3 protein-coding genes and 1 tRNA gene are annotated in these 6,000 nt (G+C 74.5%); 3 read left to right on the top strand and 1 reads right to left on the bottom strand.

All coding sequences use genetic code 11. The annotated features are described in order from the left end of the window. Positions 1-58: 58 nt before the first annotated feature. The gene (locus tag AC4IJH_RS38250) at positions 59-1,216 is read left to right on the top strand and encodes a tyrosine-type recombinase/integrase (protein ID WP_490856590.1); all 1,158 of its coding nucleotides are present in this window, start codon (positions 59-61) and stop codon (positions 1,214-1,216) included. Positions 1,217-1,413: 197 nt separating this feature from the next. Here AC4IJH_RS38250 and AC4IJH_RS38245 read toward each other — a convergent pair. Continuing rightward, a tRNA-Arg gene (locus AC4IJH_RS38245) sits at positions 1,414-1,486 on the bottom strand. 302 nt (positions 1,487-1,788) lie between these two features. On the opposite strand from AC4IJH_RS38245, the gene AC4IJH_RS38240 reads away from it, so the two are divergent. Together AC4IJH_RS38240 and AC4IJH_RS38235 are read left to right on the top strand one after the other, a co-directional pair. Next, positions 1,789-3,576, top strand: coding sequence for a dynamin family protein (locus tag AC4IJH_RS38240; protein ID WP_490856589.1), 1,788 nt, complete (start codon positions 1,789-1,791; stop codon positions 3,574-3,576). Between the two features lie 212 nt (positions 3,577-3,788). Next, positions 3,789-5,882: a GTPase gene (locus tag AC4IJH_RS38235; protein WP_490856591.1), complete on the top strand. Its 2,094-nt coding sequence runs from the start codon at positions 3,789-3,791 to the stop codon at positions 5,880-5,882. Positions 5,883-6,000 lie beyond the last annotated feature (118 nt).

Below are 6,000 nucleotides of genomic sequence, written 5' to 3'. Positions count from 1 at the left end.
CCCCCCCCCCCCCCCCCCCCGGGGGCGCCCGGTCTCGCACCAGTCCGGGGCGAGCGCGGTGAACTGGTACGACTTCGCCGTTCAGTTCACGGATGCGCAATGGATCCGGACCGGAGGGAACAGCCGTAAGACCACTGCCAAAGTCATGATGGCGACGACTGTTGCCCTGCTGCGCACACCGCCGGCCGCCTTCAAGCCGGTCGATGTGCGCACCGCGCTGCGGGAGTACGCGTTCAACACGCGGCAGCGCGAGGAGGCGCCGCCTGAGGCGGCCGCGATCCTCAAGTGGGTTGAGCGCAACACCCTGTCGATGGCCGCTTGGGAAGACCCGGTCAAGGTCGACGAAGTCCTGAGTGCCGTCGTCACAAGACTTGACGGCACACGGGCGGCAGCCAGCTCGGTCAAGCGCACACGGCGGGTCCTGAACGTGGCCATGGAATACGCCATCAAACACCGGGTCGTGCGCGCGAACCCGCTGCCGAAGGGGAGGGGGGCGACCCCCAAGACATCCAACGTGGTGGACAGGCGAGTCCTGATTCATCCGGACCGCATGGCGCGCATCCTGGCCCGGATCAGGCGCCGTCCCCGCGGGGGGCGCCGCCTGCATGCGTACTTCGCCACGATCTACTACACCGGGCCGCGTCCGGAAGAAGCCGTGGCGATGTACGTGGACGACTTCCGGCTGCCCTCTGAGGATGCCGAAGACCAGTGGTGTGACGTCGTGATCCACACCGCAGAGCCGGAGGTCGGGAAGAACTGGACCGACGACGGCAAGCTGCACGAAGAGCGGGGACTGAAGGGGCGCGCTGAGGGTGACACGCGCGTCGTGCCCGGCCCACCGGCGCTGACGAGGATTGTTCGGGAGCACATCAAGGCAGAGAACCTGAAGCCCGGGGACCGGATGTTCCAGGGCGAGAAGGGAGAGATCCTTGCGGGTTCGGTCACCCGTCGGGCATGGGGGAGTGCCCGCAGAGCCGAGCTGACTGAGCGGGAGCGCGCCTCCCCGATGGGGAAGCGCATCTACGACATCCGGCACACCCGGCTGACGAAGTGGCTCAACGACGGCATTCCACCGGCGCAGGTTGCTTACTGGGCGGGCAACAGTGTCCCCGTCCTGCTGGCCTTCTATGCCGGCTGCATCGAGGGGCAGATTCCCGACCTGAAGCGGCGGATGGAGGCGCAGGGGGATCTCCCTGAGTTGCCGGAGGAGGAGTGAGCGCGCCGGAGAACTTCTCCGCGTATTCACCGTGGCCACCCGCAGAAACCCGGTGACAGCCGGACACGGCCGGACTCGCCCCGCGACGGCAGGGGCGGGTCCGGCACTTACGCTGTTGCTACGCGTGTGCGACTAGGGTGCCGCTGACCAGCGAAAAGGCCCTCCCGGAGGAGGGCCGACAAGGGCTGCGCGAAGAGCGCCCCCGGCAGGACTCGAACCTGCGGCCAAGTGCTTAGAAGGCACCTGCTCTATCCACTGAGCTACGGGGGCCGGGCGTGGACGTGGATCACGGGCCGCCGACAAGAATAGGGGGCCGCGTACCTCGTCCCGGTTGCTTCACCTCCGTGGCACGTTGTGGAGGTTCGGTGAAGCGGTCCCGATAATCGCAGGCAGGTACGAATCCTGCACTGTTTTTTGCGTCGCGCGCGGCGGGTGTTGTGCACTCGTTATGCCTGAGCCTCTCTTGTCGCGATCGTCCCATGTGCCACTGATCCCGTTCTGGGGTGATTCATGCGGCGCGCACGGGTGCCCATACGCTTCAAAAACCCATCAAAATTGGGCATTCTGCACATGTGGCGACCTTGGACGTACGACCCCGGCTCATCGACGCGTTGTCCGTGCTGCGCGATCGCGTCGATGCCGCACGGTTTCCGCTGCCACTTCCCGGTGCCGCTCGTGCCCGGCGCAACCGTGCCGAACTGCTGGCTCAGCTCGACGACTATGTGATGCCCCGCCTGCGCGCTCCTCAGGCGCCCCTGCTGGCCGTCATCGGCGGATCGACCGGCGCCGGGAAGTCCACGCTGGTGAACTCGCTGGTGGGGCGGCGGGTGAGCGAGGCGGGGGTGCTGCGGCCCACGACGCGTACGCCCGTATTGGTGTGCCATCCCGACGATCAGCACTGGTTCGCAGGCGAGCGGGTGCTGCCGCAGCTGGCCCGGGTGTGGGTGCCCGAGCAGGAGGGCCAGGACGGGGCGGCGGGCGCGGCCTGCGACCTGGACTTGGAGCTGGAGATGGGGAGGGACGGGGAGGGCGACGAGTGCGGGGGAGCCATGGGGGGCGGCGAGGGCGGGGCGTGGCCGTTGCGGGTGGAGACGGACGAGGCGCTGCCCAGCGGGCTGGCGCTGCTGGACGCGCCCGACATCGACTCGCTGGTGGCCCGTAACCGGGAGCTGGCCGCCGAGCTGATCTGCGCGGCGGACGTGTGGGTGCTGGTGACGACCGCGGCGCGGTACGCGGACGCGGTGCCCTGGCATCTGCTGCGTACCGCCAAGGAGTACGACGTCACGCTGGTGACCGTGCTGGACCGGGTGCCCCACCAGATCGTCGGTGAGGTGAGCGGCAGGTACGGGGCGCTGCTGGCGCGGGCGGGGCTGGGGCACGTACCGCGCTTCACCATCCCCGAGCTGCCCGAGTCGGCGGGCGGGGGGAGCGGGCTGCTGCCCGCCACTGCGGTGGCCGGGCTGCGGGCGTGGCTGCATCGGCACGCACAGGACCCGGACGCCCGCGCGTCCGCGGCGGGCCGGACCGCGGCCGGGGTCCTCGCCTCGCTGCGGGGCCGCACGGCCGCGCTGGCCGGGGCGTCCGCGGCCCAGCACGCCGCGGCGCTGCGTCTGGCGGGGCGGGTCGAGGAGGCGTACGAGGCGGCGGAGGAGCGGGTGCGGCGGGAGGTCGCGGCGGGGGAGGTGCTCTCCGGGGACGCGCGCGCCCACTGGCGGGATCACGCGCTCGGCGGTCGCCCGGACGAGTTGCTGGACGCGCTCACGTACGGACTCACCTCTTTGTTGCGCTGCGCCGTCGAAGCGGCGGACGAGCGGGTGGCCGAGACCTGGCGCGGCGACGGTGCGGCGCCGGAGGCGGTGCGGGCGGTGGTGGCGTCCGCGGCGGGCGCGGACGGGCGGCTGGGGGTCCTCGTACGGCGCTGGCGGCGCTGTCTGGAGGAGCTGGCCGAGGACGAGGTACGTGAGGCGGCAGAGGGCCAGGGGGCGGGAGAGACGGGGCGGGGCGCGGACGCGGAGGAGGCCGCCGCGCTGCTGGCGACCGGGCTGCTGGGCGGGCGGCGGGCGCGTACGGCGGGGGAGTCGCTGGCCGAACTCCTGGGCGCGCATGGCGCGCTGCGGCTGCGCGACCGGGGGAGCCGGCTGCTGAAGACGTACCTGGAGCGCGCGCTGGACGGCGAGCGGGAGCGGCGGCTGGCGCCGCTGGACGCGCTGAACGTGCCGTCGGACCACCAGGTGGAGCTGATCGCGGCGCTGTCCGTACTGGAGAAGGAGAAGGGCGAGCGGGAGGGGCGGCCGGACGGGCCGCGTGGTGCGGAGAAGCGGGGGGCACGGCGGGACGAGAGGGAGAAGGTGGCGCGGTGAGCGGTGGCGTTGAGGACGTCGAGGGTGTCGGTGCGGGTGAGGAGGGGGGAGTGGACGCGGGTGCTGAAGGTGCCGGTGGGGCGGGGCGTGCGGAGGCCGCTGGGAGGGGCGGGATCTGGGACGACGGGCTGATCGCGCGGCGGGCGCGGGGCGGGGGTGGCGACCGGCGCCGGAGCGGTGCGGGCGAGCAGGGCGGCGGGGGCGAGGCGGGGATCGAAGCGGGGGAGGTGAGGTCCGGTGGTGGGGGCGGGGCCGGGGGCGAGGGTTCGTGGGGAGAAGGCGGCGGAGAGGGGCGCGGAAAGGGGCGTGCGGAGGGCCGTGAGGGGGCTGGAGGCGGTAGCGGCAGTGGGGGCGGTGCCGGTGCGGGCGAGTGCGAGGGGGCGAGCGGTGGTGCGCGGGGGAAGGCGTACCTCGGTGCGGGGTACGGGGCATACGGCGGCGGGGAGGGCGAGGCGTGCGGGGACGGCCGTGCGGGGGCGTACGGAGGCAGCGGGGAGGGCGACGGGGTGTACGAGGCGGTGCTGGGGGGAACGGGCGCGGGGGCGTGCGGCAGGGCCCCTGAGGGGCGGGGTGGGGCAAAGGCGTGGGGCTGTGGGGGCCTGGGTGGCGATGACGGGGGCGGGAGCTGGTTCGGGGAGCGGCGGGGGGCAGGAGAAGGGGCGGCGCCCCGGCTGGCGGCGTTGCGGGAGCTGATCGGGCTGTCGCGGGCACGGCTGGACGGGCGGGTGCTGGCCGACGCGGGGCGGGTGCTGACGGCGGCCGACGAGCGCTCGGGGCTCTCCGCCGAGCACACCGTCGTCGCCATCGCGGGGGCGACGGGGAGCGGGAAGTCGTCGCTGTTCAACGCGCTCGCGGGGGCGGAGCGTTCGGAGGCGGGGGCGCGGCGGCCGACGACCGCGCAGCCGGTGGCCTGTGTGTGGGAGGGCGGGGAGCCGGGGGCGGAGGGGCTGCTGGAGCGGCTGGGGATTGCGCCGAGGCACCGGTACGTACCCGCGGACAGCGATACGGCGCTGCGCGGGCTCGTCCTCCTGGATCTGCCCGACCACGACTCGGCGGCGGCCGGGCACCGCGAGCACGTGGAGCGGGCGCTGGAGCTGGTGGACGCGGTGATCTGGGTGGTGGACCCGGAGAAGTACGCGGACGCGGTGCTGCACGAGCGGTATCTGCGGCCGCTGGCGGGATACGCGGAAGTGACGTTCGTGGTGCTCAACCAGGTGGACCGGCTGCCGGGGGACGCCGCGGACCAGGTGGTGGACGACCTGCGGCGGCTGCTGGACGAGGACGGGCTGGCGCTGGGGGAGCACGGTGAGCCCGGGGCCGCGGTGCTGGCGCTGTCGGCGGCCACGGGCGAAGGGGTCGGTGAACTACGCGAGGCTTTGGGGCAGTTCGTGGCGGAACGGGGGGCGGCGGAGCGGCGTCTGGCCGCCGATGTGGACGCCGCCGCTGCCCGGCTGCGGCCCGTGTACGTGGGCGAGGGGCGGGCCGGGCTCACGGAGCGGGCCAGGGAGGAGTTCGAGGACCGGCTGGCCGAGGCGGTGGGGGCGCAGGCCGCCGGGCGGGCGGCGGAGCGCGACTGGCTGCGGCACGCGGACCGGGCGTGCGGGGCGCCGTGGTTGCGGGCGCGCGACCGGTACGTGGCGCGCCGCGCGGGCGGGCGCGGGACGGGGGCGTCGGCGGCCGGGTGGGCGGCGACGCGGGGGTGGGGGACGGTGGCAGGGGGTGCAGGTGGTGCGGTGCGCGGTGCGGCCGTACGGAGTCCGGTGGACGCGCGGGCGGCGGCGCGGCCGGTGGTGGAGGCGGCCGTACGGGCTGTCGCGGGCGAGGCGGCGCGGGGACTGCCCGGGCCGTGGGCGCAGGCGGTGCGCGAGGCGGCGGAGCGGGGCGCCGACGGGCTGCCGGAGGCGCTGGACCGGGTGGCGGCCGGGGCGGACGGGGAACTGCGGGCCGGTCCGCAGCTGCGGCCGCGGTGGTGGACGGTGGCGGCGGCGGTCCAGGGAATGCTGTTGATGCTTCAACTGGCTGGTCTGGTGTGGGTGTTGGGGGTGGCGGCCGGGCTGTCCGGGGCGGCCGGGTGGCTCCCGGCGCTGCTGGTGGCGGCCGTGGGGACGGCGGGTGGGCCCGGGCTGGCGTGGGTGTGCGCGGTGGCGGCGCGCGGGCCGGCGCGGCGCTACGGGCAGGAGGCCGAGCGGCGTCTGCGGGGCGCGGCGGCGGCCTGCGGGCGGGCCCGCGTGCTGGAGCCGGTCGCCGCGGAACTGCTGCGCTACCGGGAGGTGCGTGAGCGGTACGCGGTGGTGGCGGGGTGGTGAGGGCGGGGCGACGGGCGCGGCAGGGGCGGCGTACGGCGCGGGTGGTTGCGGGATGAACTACCCGTACGAGTGAGGGAGTTGTCCACAACTCGGGGGTACTCCACAGGCCTCAGCGGGG

The organism is Streptomyces sp. UF-297 (assembly GCF_058245575.1).
This window is presented reverse-complemented; position numbering and strand designations above follow the sequence as displayed.